Source organism: Peterkaempfera podocarpi (genome assembly GCF_042466665.1).
In the GTDB taxonomy this organism is placed as follows: domain Bacteria; phylum Actinomycetota; class Actinomycetes; order Streptomycetales; family Streptomycetaceae; genus Peterkaempfera; species Peterkaempfera podocarpi.
In genome coordinates, this window is the sequence record NZ_CP162102.1 from 4,128,445 (window position 1) to 4,145,541 (window position 17,097).

The 17,097-nt window shown below is 74.5% G+C and carries 10 protein-coding genes and 1 pseudogene; all 11 read right to left on the reverse strand.

The window, feature by feature from the left end; translation table 11 throughout:
- Positions 1-11: 11 nt before the first annotated feature.
- Complete coding sequence (locus AB0761_RS18075; RefSeq protein ID WP_377270093.1) at positions 12-1,634, reverse strand: alpha/beta hydrolase; 1,623 nt, start codon at positions 1,632-1,634, stop codon at positions 12-14.
- Between the two features lie 174 nt (positions 1,635-1,808).
- Positions 1,809-2,897: a hypothetical protein gene (locus tag AB0761_RS18080; protein WP_377270094.1), complete on the reverse strand. Its 1,089-nt coding sequence runs from the start codon at positions 2,895-2,897 to the stop codon at positions 1,809-1,811.
- Positions 2,898-3,105: 208 nt separating this feature from the next.
- Positions 3,106-4,320, reverse strand: a complete 1,215-nt coding sequence (locus AB0761_RS18085; protein WP_377270095.1) for a DNA polymerase III subunit delta' — start codon at positions 4,318-4,320, stop codon at positions 3,106-3,108.
- 226 nt (positions 4,321-4,546) lie between these two features.
- Positions 4,547-7,846 (reverse strand): dTMP kinase, encoded by a 3,300-nt coding sequence (gene tmk, locus AB0761_RS18090; RefSeq protein ID WP_377270096.1) that lies wholly within the window; start codon positions 7,844-7,846, stop codon positions 4,547-4,549.
- A gap of 124 nt (positions 7,847-7,970) precedes the next feature.
- Positions 7,971-10,860, reverse strand: a pseudogene (gene topA / locus AB0761_RS18095) (type I DNA topoisomerase).
- A gap of 326 nt (positions 10,861-11,186) precedes the next feature.
- Complete coding sequence (locus tag AB0761_RS18100) at positions 11,187-11,672, reverse strand: DUF3592 domain-containing protein (protein WP_377270097.1); 486 nt, start codon at positions 11,670-11,672, stop codon at positions 11,187-11,189.
- 71 nt (positions 11,673-11,743) lie between these two features.
- Entirely contained in the window at positions 11,744-12,553 is an 810-nt protein-coding gene (locus AB0761_RS18105) for an ABC transporter permease (RefSeq protein ID WP_377270098.1), read from the reverse strand.
- Between the two features lie 20 nt (positions 12,554-12,573).
- Positions 12,574-13,356: an ABC transporter permease gene (locus AB0761_RS18110; protein WP_377270099.1), complete on the reverse strand. Its 783-nt coding sequence runs from the start codon at positions 13,354-13,356 to the stop codon at positions 12,574-12,576.
- The gene (locus tag AB0761_RS18115) at positions 13,353-14,354 is read right to left on the reverse strand and encodes an ABC transporter ATP-binding protein (protein WP_377270100.1); all 1,002 of its coding nucleotides are present in this window, start codon (positions 14,352-14,354) and stop codon (positions 13,353-13,355) included. The genes AB0761_RS18110 and AB0761_RS18115 overlap by 4 nt, the downstream gene beginning before the upstream one ends.
- A 72-nt stretch (positions 14,355-14,426) precedes the next feature.
- Positions 14,427-15,428 (reverse strand): winged helix-turn-helix domain-containing protein, encoded by a 1,002-nt coding sequence (locus AB0761_RS18120; protein WP_377270101.1) that lies wholly within the window; start codon positions 15,426-15,428, stop codon positions 14,427-14,429.
- The gene (locus tag AB0761_RS18125) at positions 15,425-17,020 is read right to left on the reverse strand and encodes a methyltransferase (RefSeq protein ID WP_377270102.1); all 1,596 of its coding nucleotides are present in this window, start codon (positions 17,018-17,020) and stop codon (positions 15,425-15,427) included. Before AB0761_RS18125 ends, AB0761_RS18120 begins: the two co-directional genes overlap by 4 nt.
- Between the last annotated feature and the right edge of the window lie 77 nt (positions 17,021-17,097).

Here is a 17,097-nt window from a genome sequence, read left to right on the forward strand (position 1 = left end):
CTCGTATCCGTTCAGGAGGAGCAGACCTTGCCGTTCTCGGGTGCCTGGCCCTCCAGCAGATAGGTGTTGACCGCCGTGTCGATGCAGTCGCTGCGGCCGCCGTACGCGGTGTGGCCGTCGCCCTGGAAGGTGAGCAGCCGGCCGGAGGAGAGCTCGGCTGCCAGCGCCTTGGCCCAGACATAGGGGGTGGCCGGGTCGCGGGTGGTGCCGACGACGACGATGGGCGGGGCTCCGACGGCGGCGATGGTGTGCGGCCGGCCGGTGGAGTGCACCGGCCAGTAGGCGCAGGTCAGAGACATCCAGGCCATGGCCCGCCCGAAGTGCGGGGAGGTACGGACGAACTGCGCCACCGCCGACTGGATCTGCTCGGGACCACTGAACGGAGCGGGCGTGTCCAGGCAGTTGACCGCCATGTTGGCGTACATCAGATTGCCGTAGCCGCCGTCGCTGCGGCGGTCGTAGTACGAATCCGAGAGGGCCAGCAGCCCCGCGCCCTTGCCCTGCTGTGCGTCCTTGAGCGCGGTGCGCAGCTGGGGCCAGAGGAAGTCCGCGTACATGGCCTGGATCACACCGGTGGTGGCCAGCGCCTCGGTGAGGCGGCGGCTGCTGCCGGTGGCCAGAGGCGTGCGGTCGATCGAACGGAACAGGGCGTCGAGGCGGGTGCCTGCCTCGGCGGTGGTCCGGCCCAGCGGGCAGCCGCTCCGGGAGACACAGTCCTTGGCGAAGGCCGACCAGGCGACCTCGAAGCCGGCTGCCTGCCCGAGGGCGGCCTGCCGGGCGTCGAGGGACGGGTCGAGGGCGCCGTCCAGCACCATCCGGCCGACCCGGCTGGGGAACAGTCCGGCGTAGGCCGCGCCGAGATAGGTGCCGTAGGACTTGCCGACGTAGGTCAGCTTGTCGTCGCCCAGCAGGGCACGCAGCACATCCATGTCGCGGGCCGCCGCGATGGTGTCCACATACGGCAGGATCCGCCGGGACCGCTGCTCGCAGCCGGCGGCGAACTCCCGCACCTCCTTGACCAGGGTGGCGGTCTCCGCCGCGTTGTCCGGGGTGACGTCGGCGGCGGCGAAGGCGTCCATCCGGGGGGCGCTCAGGCACTCCACGGGGTCGCTGCGGCCGACGCCCCGCGGGTCGAAGCCGACCAGGTCGTATGCGGCGCGCACCGGCGCGGCGAAGCTCGCCGCCACACCCTCCAGGTAGGCGATGCCGGAGCCGCCGGGGCCGCCGGGGTTCAGCACCAGTGAGCCGGCCCGGGGAGCACCCCCGGTGGCCTTCTTGCGGTCGGCGATCAGCGTGAGATCGCCCTGCTCGGGGTGGGCGTAGTCCAGTGGCACCTTGAAGGTGGCGCACTCGAAGGAGCCGTCGCAGGCCCGCCAGCCGAGCTTCTGCCGGTAGTAGTGCAGCAGCGCGCTCGGGGTGGCGGCGGGCAGCGGCTGCAGCGCGGTACGGGCGGCTCCTCCGACGGCGGCCGCGTCACCGCCCGTCGTCCCCGGCGCCGGCGTGGTGTGGGCGTTGGCGGACGTCGGCCCGGAACCGCCGGAGGAGCAGGCGCCCAGCAGCAGCCCGCACACGGCCAGCAGTGCGGCCCCGCCTCGCCGCCGCCATGGCCCGAGCCTGTTGTTCGCCCTGCTCATAGCACCGTTCCTTCGTGTTGGCGTGTCGGCCTGTTGCAGAGCGTAGTCGCAGCTGAGGGGGCCGCCCGGGTCCGCCGCACACGCGGGGCGTGTCGCGGCGCCCCGGGCGGGCGGCGGGTCGCCGCGGAGCGGGGCCGAGGGGTGCCCTGGGTCCGCCGCGGACGCGGGACGGAGTCAGGGGTGGGCCGACGCACCGGGGAGCGGTTCGCCGCGGGACTCGGCGAGATACTGCACGGCTGTCCTGACCAGCCGGATCCGCTCCTGTTCGGCGGCGGTGTCCCGGACGGCCGAGGTCTCCACGGTCGCGTGGGCGGGCCGGCCGTCGGCCGAGGCCAGAGCGTCCCGCAGCCGGTCGGCCTCGGCGCGTCCGGCGGGGTCGTGCTGGGCGGCGGCGAGCAGCAGCCGCGGGGTCGGCAGTCCCGGGCGCCCGTCGGCGGCGGCCCGGACCAGGGCCTCGCTGTCGTACCGGCCGGACAGGGCGGCCCCGGCGCCGTACAGGTCGGACCTGGTCAGCGCGGCGGCCACGGCGCAGGGCGCGGCGTCGCCGATGCCGAGCGTCTCCCAGCCCTGCGGTCCGGCGGGCAGGGTGCGGAACTCGGCGGCGACGGCGGCCCGCACGGCCTCGTCGTCGGGGACGGCGCCGGGGGCGGCGGTCAGCAGATCGCAGGGGTGCGCGGTGCCCGACGGTGCCTGGGGGGCGACGACCACGAACGGGACGGTGCGCTGCTGGGCAACGTCGCCGACGAAGCCGTCGAAGACATAGGGGGCCTCGGAGTCGGCCGTGGCGCCCGGCGTGCCGGTCTGCAGCACCACCACCGGGAAGCGGGTCTGGGTGTCCTCGGCGTACTGCGGGGGCAGCCAGACCCGGACGATGCGCTGGCCGCCGTCGGTTGCGCGGACCGTCCCCTGGAGCAGCTGTCCGCCTGCGGGGTGGCCGATGATGCCGAACGCCGTGGCCGGAGTCGCCGGGGCGGGGTCGGCCGGCCGGCCGGCGACGGCAGCCGCGGCAGCGGCCGGCGGGGCGCCGGTGGCGAAGCGCAGACGGTCGGCCGCACCGGTGCCGAGCGCCACCAGCAGGGCGAGTGCCAACAGCCCGGAGGCGGCCGAGCCGGCTCCGAGCAGCCGGGTGACACGGCGGTCGCCGGCCAGTCCGTAGGCTTCGGCTGCCCTCCGTTCCCGTTTGTGGTCGGCGGCGGCACGGGCGAGCCGGACCGCCGCGACGGCGGCGGTGACAAGCAGCAGGACAAGGATCGAGCGGAGCACGGGGGCACCTCCGGGACGGAGCCGCACCCCGCAGTCCGCGGCTTCCGCGGCGAGGCGCGTCGGCCTCCCACCCTGCAAGAGCACCTGGGGGTGTCCGTGGAACAATCCGGGCAAATCGCCCAGACCACTCGGACGAGTGAACGATACGGGCGGCCCTTCGGCCCTGCCGGGCAGCCCGGACGGGGGTACGGGCGGGGGTACGGACGACTCAGCCGGCGCGCAGCGCCAGCGTCATGGCCTCGACCGCGAGCAGCGGGTCGACATTGCGGTCGAGCGCGGTACGGCAGGCCAGCACGGCCTCGATCCGGCGCAGCGTCGACTCCGGAGGGCCGCCGGACGCGACCCGCTGCAGAGCGGCCCGCTGGTCCTCGTTGGCCAGTTCACCGGTGCTGCCGAGCTGAAGTGCGAGGACGTCACGGTAGAAGCCCAGCAGTTCGATCAGTGCCACGCCGAGGCTCTCCCGTCGGGTACGGGTGGCGCGGCTCTTCTGGCGCTTCTCCAACTCCTTGATCGCTCCCGCCATGCCCCGGGGGGCCCGGCCGCCGAGCCCCTCGGCGGCGCCGTAGACCGCCTTGAGGTCGTCGGTCTCCTTGACGTCCCGCGTCCCGGCGAGCTCTTCGGCGTCCTGCTTGGCGGTGTCGACCAGTCGCTGGGCGGCGGCCAGGCAGGAACCCACGTCCGAGACCTCCAGGGGGATGCGCAGCACCTCGGCCCGGCGGGCGCGGACCTGCTCGTCCAGCGCCAGCCGGCGGGCCCGCTCCAGGTCGCCCTGGGAGGCGCGGGCGGCGGTCTCGGCGAGCACCGGATCGACTCCGTCGCGCCGCACCAGCATGTCGGCCACGGCCGGGGTGGGCGGAGTGCGCAGCACCAGCAGACGGCATCGGGAGCGGATGGTGGGCAGCACATCCTGCACGGAGGGGGCGCAGAGCAGCCAGACCGTACGCGGGGAGGGCTCCTCGACGCCCTTGAGCAGGGCATTGGCAGCCTGCTCCGTGAGGCGGTGGGCGTCGTCGAGCAGGATCACCGACCAGCGGCCGCCGGTGGGATAGCTGGAGGCGCGCAGGACCAGCTCCCGCATGTCGCGGACCGGGATGGAGAGCCCGTCGTTGCGGACCGTCTTCACATCGGCGTGGCTGCCCGCGAGCACGGTGTGGCAGCCCTCGCAGAAGCCGCAGCCCGGGGTGCCGCCGAGCTCCAGATCGGAGCTGGTGCACTGGAGGGCTGCGGCGAAGGCGCGGGCGGCGGTCGCCTGGCCGGACCCGGGCGGGCCGGTGAAGAGCCAGGCATGGGTCATCGCCGAGCCGGTTCCCGGCCCGGCGGCCTCCTGCCGCCCGGCGGTCACCACGGCCCGCGCCGCCAGGGCGGCTGAGGTCAGCTGCTCGACCACCCGCTCCTGACCGACCAGGTCGTCCCACACACTCACGGGACCATCTCCACGCCTCTGCCGTCCGTCCCCCGACCCGGTCGAGCTTAGTCGGCGGGTCGGACACCCGGTGCGCGTACGCGAGGGCGGCCGACGGCGCTCGGCGGGGCGGAGCCGCGCAGGGGCGCTGCCGTGGGTCGGCGGACCGCGCCCGGCCCGGCGTCCGCGCGGCAAGGCCCGGGGACGGCCGGGCAGTCACCCGCGCCCCCGGGCCGTACGGGGGCCGTCAGTCGCCGCGGCCCCGGCGGCCGCGGTCCTGTCCGGAGTCGGCGTCGCCGTCGTGCTGCTGCCACTGCTCCCACTCCTCGCGGGAGCCGAGCAGCCGGTCGGTGAGGCTGGGGAGGTCGTCCATCGGAGTCTCCTCGGCCCAGTCCCGGCGCGGGCGGGACGGCTGCGCCGGCTCCTCGGGAGCAGCGGTCGCCTCCGGGTCCACGGCCGGCATCTCACGGGTGCGTTCGGCCGGCGACTCGGCGTGGGGACGCCGGGTCCGGCCCGGCGCCCGCCCGGCGGGGGCAGCCGCAGCGGGCCCGTCCTGCACCCGGGGCAGCACCGTGGTCTCGTCACTCGGCGCCACCCTGGGCAGCACGGTGGTCTCGTCCTGCACCCGGGGCAGTACGGCGGTCTCGTCGCTGGGCGCCACCCTGGGCAGCGGCGTGGCGGAGTCCCCGGCGGCCGCGACGGCGGCGCGGCGGTCCTCCTCGGAGATCTCCGCGGTGGCGCCGTCCGGGTCGGCGGACGCGCCGGCAGGCTCCTCGGGGGCCACCTGCGGGAGCTCAGCGGTCACCTCGGCCGCAGCAGCAGCCGCGGCCTCGGACTCGGCCCGCAGCCGGGCCTCCTCCGCACGCTGCAGCGCCTCCTCGGCGCGGCGGCGCTGCTCGGCCCGCTGTGCCTCGCGCTGCCGCTGGAGCTCCGCCTGACGGGCGGCCTCGGCCTCGATCCGGCGCTGCTCCTCCTCCTCGGCCCGGCGGCGGTCCTCCTCCGCGGCGCGGCGGCGCTCCTCGTCCTCGGCGCGGCGCCTGGCCTCCTCCTCGGCGAGCCGGCGGGCGGCCTCCGCGGCCTGGCGCTCCTCCTCGGCCTTGCGCTGCCGCTCCCGCTCCTCCTCCTCGGCACGGAGCCTGGCGAGCATCTCCTGGCGCCTGCGCTCGGCCTCCTCGGCCTCGGCCTTGAGTCGGGCCTCCTCGGCGGCCCGGCGCTCGGCCTCCTCCTTGGCCTTGCGCTCCTGCTCGGCACGCTGCGCCCTCTCCTGCTCGGAGAGCGGGAGGTCGCGGTCGAGCCGGTGCCGGACGGCCGTGGTGACCGCGGTCGCGGGGCGTGAGGCGTCGACGACCAGGTAGCGGGAGGGGTCGGCTGCGGCGAGCGCCAGGAATCCGGCCCTCACCCGCTGGTGGAAGTCGCCGGGCTCGGACTCCAGCCGGTCCAGGGCCTCGGTGAAGCGCTCCCTGGCGGCCTCGGGGGCGACGTCCAGCACCACCGTGAGGTCGGGGACGAGTCCACCGGTGGCCCAGCGGGAGATCCGGGTGACCTCGGTGGCGGACAGGTCGCGGCCGGCGCCCTGGTAGGCGATGGAGGAGTCCATGTAGCGGTCGGTGATCACCACGGCGCCGCGCTCCAGGGCGGGCAGGATGACGTTCTCCACGTGCTCTGCGCGGTCCGCCGCGTAGAGCAGGGCCTCGGCCCGGTGCGAGATACCGGTGTTGCCGACGTCCAGCAGCATGGCGCGCAGCCGCTGCCCCACCGGGCTGCCGCCGGGCTCGCGGGTGAGCACCACCTCATGGCCCTTGCTGCGGATCCACTCCGCCAGGGCCTGGGCCTGGGTGGACTTGCCGGCGCCGTCGCCGCCCTCCAGGGCGATGAAGTAGCCGCTGCCGGCCCGGTGCGGGGGCCTCGACGGGCTGCCCTGGAGGGCGTTCCACAGGTCGCGGCCGAAGGGGGCCGTGGCGCGGCGGTCGTCTGTCCGCAGCAGGACCACGACGGCGAGCACCAGGGTCAGCAGGCCGCACAGCGCAACGGCGAGGCCGGCGCCGCCCTGGCCGAAGGAGAAGGAGCCGGGGGTGCCGTCGCCGTAGTGGCGGGCGCCGATCGCGGCCGCCAGCAGCGGAACCACCAGCAGGGCGGCGGCGGTGACGGCGCGCAGCACCGCGTGCAGGTGCTCGACGACCCTGGGCTGCCTTGCCTCCTCGGTCTCCTGGGCAAGCAGGTCCCGGCCGGTGGTGACGGCGGCTCCGGCCGCGGTGCCGGCGAGGGCGGTCAGCACCAGCACCAGGACGTAGTCCGGGACGAGGCCGGCGATCAGCAGTGCCAGGCCGAGGACCCCGAGCGCAAGGGCCAGCAGCCGGCGGCGGGAGAGCGCGGGCAGGGTGGTGCGGGCGGTACGGATGCCCAGGGCCGGGGCGCCTGTGGCGGCCAGCACCAGCAGGCCGTATCCGACCGGGCCGGCGCCGTGGTCGTAGGCGAGCAGCAGGGCGACGGAGGCGACACCCGCCATCGCCGCATAGGCGGCGGCGACGGCGAAGGTGAAGAAGGGGGCGGATCCGGTGCGGCCGCGGGAGAGCACGGGACCGGCGGCGTCCGAGGGGGCGCGGAGCCCCTGCAGCGGGGAGCGCGGGGCCGCGGCGGCGGCGCGGCCGGTGGGGAGCTCCTGGAGGTGGAGCAGCACGGCGGAGACGGCGAAGAGCAGCGCGGCTCCGACCGCCGGTGCGGTGCCCGGGTGGAACCGCACCCAGTCGCTGCCGGTGGCGATCACATTGCCGACCAGGGCGAGGACGACCAGCGCGGCGGCGCCCAGCGGCACGGTGGCCCAGCCGGTGAGGAGGTCCAGCGTGCGCATGGTCTCCAGCTGCGAGCCGGAGGGCCTGAGCTCGGCCGGGGGCGCATAGGGGTCGGCGGGCGGAAGCAGGGACGGGGCGGTGGCACCCTTGGCGACGGTCCACAGCCGCTCGACCGCACCCGCAGCGAAGACGGTGGCGAAGAGCCAGATGTAGGCGCTGCTTCCGGTCCAGACGATCCACCAGGGGGCGACGCCGACCAGGACGGCCCGCAGGGCGTCGCAGCCGAGGAGCGTCCAGCGGCGGTCCAGCCGCCCGGCGAGCAGGGAGTGCAGCGGGCCGAGCAGCACCGCGCCGAGCAGCAGGGTGGCGAGCAGGCGCGCGGCGAGCACCGCGGTCAGGGTGAACGCGAGCCCGCGGTAGCCGCCGCCGAACAGCTGCTGCACGGCGGAGGCCTGCAGGGTGAGCAGGGTGAGGACCAGCAGGGCGAGGCGGTCCGCCGTACCGCCGATCAGCTGGGTGGTCCACAGCCGGCGGTAGGGGCGGACGCGCAGCAGGGCGCGGATCCGCTCGCCGGGGGTTCCTGCCGGGCTGACCTCGGGCGTGGCCTGCCCGGATGCCGTCGGGGTGCCGTCAGCGACTGCGGGCTCCTCGCCGCCGGCGCCTGCCGGCCCGGGAGGTACCTCTGCTGACGTGGGCGGCGCCTTGGCCACCGCGGCCTCGGCCTCGGACTGTGGCTGTGGCTGCTCGTCACGCGTCATGCGGCCAGCCTAGCCGTCGGAGGCGGCTTCAAACCGAGGGGTGGCCCTCCGCGTGCATGTTCATGACGCGGTTGTGACCCGCGGCGGCGGGACCGGCCCAGGGCCGGTCCCGCCGCCGTCGTGGTCAGACCTGCTCGGAGACCGGGAGGTCGGCCGCACCGGAGCCGCTGGGGGCCGCGGAGCCGCCCGCGGTCTTCTTGGCGGCGGTCTTCTTGGCGGCGGCCGTCTTGGCGGCGGCCGTCTTGGCGGCGGCCGTCTTCTTCGCCACGGTCTTCTTGGCCGCGGTCTTGGTGGCCGCGGTCTTGGTGGCTGTGGCCTTCTTCGCCGGTGCCTTCTTCGCGGGCGCCTTCTTGGCCGTCTTCTTCACCGGGCCCTTGGCGCGCTTCTCGGCCAGCAGCTCGAAGCCGCGCTCCGGGGTGATGGTCTCGACCTCGTCGTCCTTGCGCAGCGTCGCATTGGTCTCGCCGTCGGTGACATACGGGCCGAAGCGGCCGTCCTTCACCACGACCGGCTGTCCGCTGACCGGGTCGGCGCCCAGCTCCTTCAGCGGCGGAGCCGCGGCGCGGCGCCCGCGCTGCTTGGGCTGGGCGTAGATGGCCAGCGCCTCTTCGAGGGTGACGGTGAACATCTGCTCCTCGGTCTCCAGCGACCGGGAGTCGGTGCCCTTCTTGAGGTACGGGCCGAAGCGGCCGTTCTGCGCGGTGATCTCCTGGTTGTCGGCCGGGTCGGTGCCGACCAGCCGGGGCAGGGTGAGCAGCCGCAGGGCGTCCTCCAGTGTCACGGTGTCCAGCGACATGGACTTCAGCAGCGAGGCGGTGCGCGGCTTGACGGCGTTCTTGCCCGTCTTCGGGGTGTCCTCGGGAAGGATCTCGGTGACATAGGGGCCGTAGCGGCCGTCCTTGGCCACGACGGGGTAGCCGGTGACCGGGTCGGTGCCCAGCTCGTAGTCGCCGCTGGGCTTGGCCAGCAGCTCCTCGGCGAGCTGCACGGTCAGCTCGTCCGGCGGCAGGTCGTCGGGGATGTCGGAGCGCTGCTCCCCGCGCTCCACGTAGGGGCCGTAGCGCCCGACGCGCAGCACGATGCCCTCGCCGACCGGGAAGGAGCTGACCTCGCGGGCGTCGATCGCTCCGAGGTCGGTGACCAGCTCCTTGAGGCCGCCGAGGTGGTCGCCGTCGCCGTTGCCGGCGTGGGCGGCGGAGGTGTCGTCGACATCGCCGTCGCCGAAGTAGAAGCGGCGCAGACGGCACCGCCTTGGCCTCGCCGCGGGCGATGCGGTCGAGGTCGTCCTCCATCCGGGCGGTGAAGTCGTAGTCGACCAGCCGGCCGAAGTGCTTCTCCAGCAGGCCGACCACGGCGAAGGAGAGGAAGGAGGGGACCAGTGCCGTCCCCTTCTTGAAGACATAGCCGCGGTCGAGGATGGTGCCGATGATCGAGGCGTAGGTGGACGGGCGGCCGATCTCCCGCTCCTCCAGCTCCTTGACCAGCGAGGCCTCGGTGTAGCGGGCCGGGGGCTTGGTGGCGTGGCCCTCCGGGGTGATCTGCTCGGCGGTGAGCCTGTCCCCCTCGGCGACCTGCGGCAGGCGCCGCTCGCGGTCGTCGAGTTCGGCGTTGGGGTCGTCCGCGCCCTCGACGTAGGCCTTGAGGAAGCCGTGGAAGGTGATGATCTTGCCGGAGGCGGAGAACTCGACGTCCCGGCCGTCGGAGCTGCGGCCGCCGACCCGGACGGTCACCGACTGGCCGACCGCGTCCTTCATCTGGGAGGCGACGGTGCGCATCCAGATCAGCTCGTAGAGCCGGAACTCGTCCGTGCGCAGCCCGGTCTCGGCGGGGGTGCGGAAGCGGTCGCCGGAGGGGCGGATCGCCTCGTGCGCCTCCTGGGCGTTCTTGACCTTGGAGGCGTAGACCCGGGGGGCGTCCGGCAGGTACGACTCCCCGTAGAGCTGCTTCACCTGGGCGCGGGCCGCCGCCACCGCCGTCTCGGAGAGGGTGGTGGAGTCGGTACGCATGTAGGTGATGAAGCCGTTCTCGTACAGCTTCTGGGCGACCTGCATGGTGCGCTTGGCGCCGAAGCCCAGCTTGCGGCTGGCCTCCTGCTGCAGCGTGGTGGTGCGGAACGGGGCGTACGGGGAGCGCCGGTAGGGCTTGGACTCCACGCTGCGCACCGCGAAGGCGGTCTCGGCGAGCGCTGCGGCCAGCGCGCGGGCGGCCTGCTCGTCCAGGTGCAGCACCTGCGCGGAGGCGGCCTTGAGCTGCCCGTCGGAGCCGAAGTCGCGGCCGGTGGCGACCCGGCGGCCGTCCACGGTGGTGAGCCTGGCGCCGAAGGACTCCGGGTCGGCGGCGTCGCCGGCCCGGCCGGTACCGAAGGTGCCCACCAGGTCCCAGTAGGAGGCGGAGCGGAAGGCGATGCGCTCCCGCTCGCGCTCGACCACCAGGCGGGTGGCGACCGACTGCACCCGGCCTGCGGACAGGCCGCGGGCAACCTTCTTCCACAGCACGGGGGAGACCTCGTAGCCGTAGAGGCGGTCCAGGATGCGGCGGGTCTCCTGGGCGTCGACCAGGCGCTGGTTGAGGTCGCGGGGGTTGCGCACGGCCTCCTGGATGGCGTCCTTGGTGATCTCGTGGAAGACCATCCGGCGCACCGGCACCTTGGGCTTGAGGACCTCCTGCAGATGCCAGGCGATGGCCTCGCCCTCGCGGTCCTCATCGGTGGCCAGCAGCAGTTCGTCGGCATCGGCGAGAAGCGACTTGAGCTTGGCGACCTGGCTCTTCTTGTCGGCGTTGACGACGTAGACCGGCTCGAAGTCGTGGTCCACGTCGACGCCCAGGCGGCGGACCTCGCCGGTGTACTTGGCGGGCACCTCGGCGGCACCGCTGGGGAGGTCGCGGATGTGCCCGACGCTCGCCTCGACGACATACCCGGGGCCGAGGTAGCCCTTGATCGTCTTCGCCTTGGCCGGCGACTCGACGATGACGAGTCGACGTCCGTCGCGGGCGGTCTCGCTGGTCGGGGACACCTTCTGCTCTTCTCTCCCGGTCGTGGGTGGTGGCCGGCCCGGTGGTGCGCGGCTCTGTCGTCGGCCGCGCCGTTCGACCCGGCCTCCGCCGGGGCCCGCCGCGCTGCACGACGCGCCCCCAACTGCGGAGTGTGACCGTACCCCGGCCACCCTTGTCAAACGGACGGATCCCGCTTTTTCACCGGCGGAGCCGACCGACGCCACTCGAACGGTAACCCGATGCCGGGTGTTCCCGCCGCGCGGACCGCTCTGCGAGCAGGCCTGGAGCTGCTTTCTTGGGGTGTCCTTTACGCAGAAACGGCGTTTGGGAGCGGCTGGTGCGGGACTCAGCGGCCGATCGAGGCGGTCAGCACCGCAAGGCCGGCGGCGAGGCACCCGGCGCCGAGAATCGTCCAGAAAGCATCGGTCGGCCCGATCCGCAGCCCGTCGGCGAGCACCAGTCTGGAGGGCTGCCGCGGGTCGTAGGAGATCTGCACCAGGGTGCCCGGGGAGAGTCGCGCCGGCCGGCGGAGCCGGGTGCGGCCGCGCGGGCGGGAGACCAGGGAGTCGGCCCGGTCGGCGGTGGTGTACGCCAGCGCGGGCGCCGGGTCGTCGGCCTCGGCGGGGAGCCGGTCGGCGACCACTCTGGCCACCGTGCGCACCCCGTGGTGGCGCAGGTAGCGGCGCAGGCGCACCTCCGCAGCGCACCAGTACAGCAGCGCGCCCCCGAAGGCCGTCAGCACCGCCCCAGCCGCCACCCCCGTGGGTGCCTCCACGTCCGCCTCCCCCACCGCTGCGGCCGGGGCCGCGCCGTTCGGTCCGATGCCGAGCATCGCGACCACCGGCCAACGGCGAACGGCTCCGGCGCATACCCGAGGCGAAGTCCGGGGAACGGGAGAGTGAATCAGACCACATCCAGGGTGGCGCTGCGCCGGCTGCCGCGCTCGAACCAGCGCAGCAGCACCACCGCGAGCAGCGCATAGCACCCGGCCAGCGCCCCCTCGGCCACCAGATCCCGGCCCACCCCGCCCACCCCGCCGACCGCGGCCCCGGCGGCCAGCGCCCGGGCGGCGCCGATGGCATGGGTCATCGGAAGCACCGCCCCGGCCCCCCGCAGCACGGCGGGCAGCGCGGAGCGCGGCACCTCCGCACCGCTCACCAGCAGCAGCACGGTAGCGGCCAGGTTGGACACCACGAAGACATCGCGCAGCCGCAGCCCGACCGCTCCCAGCAGCAGACCGAAGCAGGCACACCCCGCGGCCGCGCCCAGCAGCGCCACCGCGATCCCCCACAGGCTGCGGACCGGCAGCTCCAGGCCCGTCAGCAGGGCGCCCGCAGCCAGCGTCACCGCCGCGACCAGCAGCCCGTTGCCGATGTACGGGAGCAGCCGTCCGGCCCAGAGGATGCCCCGGCCGCGCGGGGAGAGCAGCACGGCGCCGAGGGTCCCGTAGCGGCGCTCGTTGCTCACCGCCATGGTGCCGCCGTAGATACCGGCCACCGACGCGGCGAGCACGGCGTTGCCGAGGACGTAGAAGCCGTCGTCGGCGACGCCCAGCTGGCGTCCGAGGTTGACGTAGAAGAGGAGTTGGAGCAGCGGTCCGGCCAGCAGGGTGCCCAGGAACATCGGCGGGGTCGTCCAGTTGAAGAGCGCCCGGTAGGCCAGCAGGCCGCCCCTCCCGGCCAGTCGGGCGGCACGCAGCACAGAGGTGGTCACGGCAGGTCTCCGATCGACGGTCAGGAGAGGGCGAGGGTGGCGGCGGCGCGGGCCCGGCGTTCCACGTACTGCAGGGCGACCACCGCCGCCGCCAGATACAGCAGGCCGGATCCGATCGCGGCCAGCAGCGGCGGCCAGACCGCGCCGCCGCCCGCGGCGGCCTGCACGGCGCGGGCGCCCCAGGTCGGGGGCAGCGCCCAGGAGACGGGCCGGGTCCAGCCGGGCAGCACGGTGATCGGCACCAGCAGCCCGGAGAGCAGCCAGACCGGTGTGTCCAGGGCGTTGGCCAGTGCATTGGCGTTCCGCAGCAGCACAAAGGTGGCTGCCAGCAGCATCCCGGTCAGGCCCAGGGCCAGCACACACGCCGGAACGGCCGCCAGAAAGGCCAGCGGGTGGGCGAGATGCAGCGGGACGCCGAAGAGCAGCACCCCCCAGAGCAGCGTGGCCCCCATGGCGTAGGTGCCGACCACGGCGGTGGCCAGGGTGACCGGCAGCAGTACCGCGGCCAGCGGGGCGGGCGCGATCACCAGCGGCTCCAGGGTGCCGAGCCAGCGCTGGTTCTGCACCGCACCGCCGGAGCCGAAGAGCACCGAGGACCACATGCCCATCAGCCCGGCACCCACCGACGCCTGGATCAGCCGGTCCGGGTCGCCCGCCGCCCGGAAGAGGTACACCGCCAGCGTGGCCTGGACGACGGGCAGCACCGCCGCGAAGGTCAGCTCCAGCGGGGACCGCGACTGGTAGACGACATGGGTGCGCAGCCCCACCGCCAGCAGCCTCGGCAGCCGCCGCAGCCCGGTCATGCGGCCGGCTCCATGGTCTCGTCGCCGGCGCGGGAGACGATGGCCACATAGGCGTCCTCCAGCGTGGGTTCGCGGCGCAGGGTGCGGCCCGGCCGCAGGCCGTCCAGGGCGGCCCGCACGTCGGGTTCGGGGTCGGCGGCGCCGTCGGCGCTCTGCACGGTCAGCCACTGGGTCCGGCCGTCGTCCCGTACGGCTGCGCTGTGCACCCCGGGCAGGCCGCGTACGGCGGACAGCCTGCCGTCGTCGATGCCACAGGCCTCGATCTCCAGCACCCCCACCCCGCTGATCACGGACTTGAGCTCGGCCGGGGTCCCGAGCGCCTGCAGGGTGCCCTGCGCGATCACCGCGATCCGGTCGCAGAGTTCATCGGCCTCGGCCATGTAATGGGTGGTCAGCAGGACGGTGGTGCCCGCGGCGGCCAGGTCGGCGACCATCCGGCGCAGATCGCGGGCGGCCACCGGGTCCACCCCGATCGACGGCTCGTCCAGGAAGAGCACCTCGGGGCGGTGCAGCAGACCGCGGGCGATGTGCAGCCGCTGCCGCATGCCCCGGGAGTAGCCCTCCACCCGCTCCTTCTCCCGGCCCGACAGGCCCACCAGGTCCAGGAGTTCGGCGATGCGGTGGCGCTGCTCACGCGGCTCGACGCCGTACAGCTCGGCGAAGTAGCGCAGATTGTCCAGGGCCGACAGCCGGTCGTAGAGTCCGCGGTCGCCGCCGAAGACATAGCCGATGCGCCGCCGCACCGCGACCGGCTCGGTCGCGACGTCGTGGCCCAGTACCCGCGCCGAGCCGCCGGTGGGCAGCAGCAGGGTGTTGAGCATCTTGATGGTGGTGGTCTTGCCCGCACCGTTGGGGCCCAGCAGCCCGAAGAGCTCGCCTTTGGGCACCTCGAAGGAGATGCCGCGCACGGCGTGCACCTCGCTGCGGCGGGCTCTGAGCCAGCCGCCGGTACGGATCGGGAAGGTGCGGGTCAGGTTGTCCGCCTCGATCGCCAGCATGCGGCGACCGTAGGGAGGCGGACACACCGTCGGCCAATGATTCGGGACCGGCCGAATCGTGCCGCGCCGCGGTCAGGCGCTGCGCAGCACGCCCTGCCCGGCGAGCAGCGACAGCAGCGCCTGGCCGATCTCGGTGACGCGGTAGTAGACCCGGCGGCCGACCCGGTGCCGGGTGACGACCCCCGCCTCGGCGAGCACCGCGAGATGCTCGGAGACGGTGCTGGGGGCCAGGCCCAGCCGGTCCGCGACACCGGCGGTGGTCAGCGGGTCCGCCGCCAGCTCCCGCAGCACCGCCGCCCGGCCGCGGCCGAGCAGCAGACCCAGCCGGTCGGCGGGCTCCGCGGGGGACTCCATGCCTTCACGGAGCACGGCTGCCCCACGGGCCTGGAAGGACAGGGTGAAGACGCCCGGGTCGTCGGTGGAGACCAGACGGGCGCCCTCGGCGAAGACCAGCGGCACCAGCAGCAGCGAGCGCTCCCCGGGGGCGCAGGCGAAGTCGACGTACTTGGTCATCGTCAGCACCGGCGGCTGCCAGCTGGCCCTCGGCTCCAGATCGGCGAAGAGCGCGTCGATGCCCGCGGTGGCCAGGATCCTGGCCCGCGTCAGCACCTCGTCCTCCACCAGCCGCCGCATCACCGGCCAGTGCTCCGCCAGCGCGCCGTCCCAGTACGCCTGGAACGCGTCCGCGAGGGTGTTGCAGGCCGCCTCGGGGTCGTCGAGATAGGGCTGCCACTCGGCCGGCGGCTCGGCGCCGAAGTGACGCACCACCTGTTCCCGCACCCGCTCCGGCGGGGTCTGCCGGACCTGGCGCAGATCCTCCTCGATCGAGGTGCAGCCCAGCGGCCGGGGGACGGTGAAGTCGGGGAAGTCGTAACGGCCGAGCAGGGCCCCCAGCGGCCGGGTGCGGCCGTCGTCCCGCAGCACCTCGCGGGCCCGGCCCACCCAGGTGCGGTACGGCCAGCTGGGCTGCCGGTCCGGCTGGGCCAGGCAGAGGCTGACATAGGCGTCCCAGAGCGGGCTGACCGCGATCCGGGTCCGGCCCAGCGACGCCTCGTCGAACTCGACCCGGATCACCCGGCCTCCGTCGCAGGCTCCACAAAGCCCTGCTCCACCAGCAGCCGCAGTGACTGCGGGACGCGGTCCCGCAGGACCACCCGGTCCTCGCCCAGCAGATGCGCGATGGCGTCCACGATGTCACCGGCGGCAAGGGTGCCGTCGCAGACGCCGGTGAAGCCCGCACCCACCGTGTCGACCTTGGTGGCGCGTCGCATACCGCGGTTCTGACGCAGGATCACATGCTCGGGGTCCTCGGCGCCGGGTGCTCCCACCTGCTCCTGCACCACCTCGGCCGACAGCCGGTAGCGGGCGGTGAGCAGGTCGGCGTCGTCACGGGAACGCAGGAAGTCCTGCCGGGCGAACCACCGCTCGATGTGCGGGCCGAGCGGCTGCTCCACGGAGTGCGGCCACTCCTCGACCTGGACGGCGGGACGCTCGGCACCGGACGCCCGCAGGGTGATCCAGCCGAAGCCGATGCCCTCGACCTTGGCGGACTCGAAGGCGTCCAACCATGCGTCATAGCGGCGGTTGTAGCGGGCGCGTGCCTCCTCGGGGTCCTCCGGCCCCTCCGCGCCGACCCGGTGGTCGCCGGCGTCGCGCAGCCAGAGCTCCGCGTACTGGGCGACGTCCTGCACCTCCCGCTGCACCACCCAGGCGTCCAGCCCGGTGCCGGCCACCCAGCCGGCCAGCCGGTCGTGCCAGTCCTCACCGCGGATGTGCTGCCAGTTGGCGAGCAGCTGGCAGTAGCCGCCGGGCTCCAGATGGTCGGCGGCCTCCCGCACCAGACGGTGGCACAGGTCGTCGCCGGGCATACCGCCGTCGCGGTAGGTGAGCCGGCCGACCGGGGAGATCACAAACGGCGGGTTGGAGACGATCAGGTCGAACCGCCGGTCCTGCACCGGCTCATAGAGGCTGCCCTGGGCGGTCCCGACGTTGTCGAAGCCGGAGAGCGCCACCGTGAGGCGGGTGAAGTGCAGGGCCCGGGGGTTGAGGTCGGTGGCGGTGACCCGGCCGGCATGGCGGGCCACGTGGAGCGCCTGCACCCCCGAACCGGCACCCAGGTCCAGGGCCTCCCGCACCGGGCGGCGCACCGTGATCCCGGCCAGCGTGGTGGACGCACCGCCGACTCCGAGGACCAGGTCGCGGCGGTCCACACCGGTGGCCGTGCCTGCCGCACCGATGCCCCCGGCGCCGCCGACGGCACACCCGAGGTCGGAGACCACCCAGGCGTCGGCACTGTCGGCACCAGCCACCTCATTGGCGTAGGGGCGCACATCGACCAGGGCGCGGACCTCGCCGCCCGCCCGGCTCAGCCAGCCGTCCGCCAGGCAGTCGTCCACCGGCAGGGCGGCCGCCGCACGCTCGTACGGGACCGGCTGCTGCAGCAGGAAGAGCCGGACCAGGGTCTCCAGCGGGCTACCGCCCCGGGTGGCCCGCAGGGCGGGCACCGTCTCGCTGCGGGCCAGCGCCGCATAGGCGGTGGCGCCCAACAGCTCCAGGCAGCCGTCGGCGGTGAAGTCGGCGGCCGACAGGGCCTCCCTGAGCCGCGGGATGCGGTCGCGGTCCAGGACGGGGAGGTTCGGGTCGGCGGGGGCGGTGCTTGTCGTCACACGGCCATTCTCCCGGCTGGGGGCCGGGTACGTACACCTTGCGCGGTTCGGCGCGCGCGGATGGGCGCGGGGGGGCC